Source organism: Streptomyces sp. rh34 (assembly GCF_002551245.1).
GTDB lineage: Bacteria > Actinomycetota > Actinomycetes > Streptomycetales > Streptomycetaceae > Streptomyces.
Genome location: NZ_NTGZ01000559.1, coordinates 1 through 928, shown reverse-complemented (window position 1 = coordinate 928; position 928 = coordinate 1). Strand labels below are relative to the sequence as shown.

General features: G+C 78.1%; 1 protein-coding gene. It reads left to right on the top strand.

Annotated features, from left to right (window positions below; genetic code table 11):
• On the top strand, window positions 1-801 hold an 801-nt coding region (locus CR470_RS38190), incomplete at its 5' end, for a histidine phosphatase family protein (protein ID WP_257139076.1).
• Window positions 802-928 lie beyond the last annotated feature (127 nt).

Here is a 928-nt window from a genome sequence, read left to right as displayed (position 1 = left end):
GCACGCGGCGCGGCCGCCCCGGCGGCCGACACGCTCTTCCCGGTGCCCGAGCCCGGGGTGCCGGACACCACGGTCCCCGCCACGCCGGTCCCCGCACCCGCCCCCGGGCAGCCGGCCGGAACCGCGCCGGACAAGGCCGGGGCCCCGCCGGTTGGCTGGGGCTCGGCCCCCGACCTCGGCGCGCCCGCCACGCTCATCCTGCTCCGGCACGGCGAGACCGCCCTCACGCCCGAGAAGAGGTTCTCCGGCAGCGGCGGCACCGACCCCGAACTCTCCGCCACCGGCCGGGGCCAGGCCGACCGGGCCGCCGAGCACTTCGCCGCCCTGGGCACCGTCCAGGAGATCGTCAGCTCCCCGCTGCGCCGCTGCCGCGAGACCGCAGCGGCCGTCGCCGGCCGCCTCGGCCTCGACGTCCGCATCGACGAGGGCCTGCGCGAGACGGACTTCGGCGCCTGGGAGGGCCTGACCTTCGGGGAGGTACGGGAGCGGCACGCCGACGACCTCACCGCCTGGCTGGCCTCCCCGGACACCGCCCCGACCGGCGGCGGCGAGAGCTTCTCGGAGGTCGCCGAGCGGGTCGCGGCCGCCCGGGACCGGATCGTCGCCCGGTACGCGGGCCGCACGGTCCTGCTCGTCACCCATGTGACCCCGATCAAGACGCTCGTCCGGCTCGCCCTGGGAGCCCCGCCCGAGGCGCTGTTCAGGATGGAGCTGTCGGCCGCCTCGATCTCCTCGGTCGCCTACTACGGGGACGGCAACGCCTCCGTACGCCTGCTCAACGACACGTCCCACCTGCGCTAGCCGGACCACGGGCCCGACGACCTGCGCCAGCCGGACCACGGGCCCGGCGACCTGCGCCAGCCGGACCACGGGCCCGGCGCCCCGGTCGTCGGGGCTGCTCGGCGTCGCCGCGCGGCCCTACCGGGCG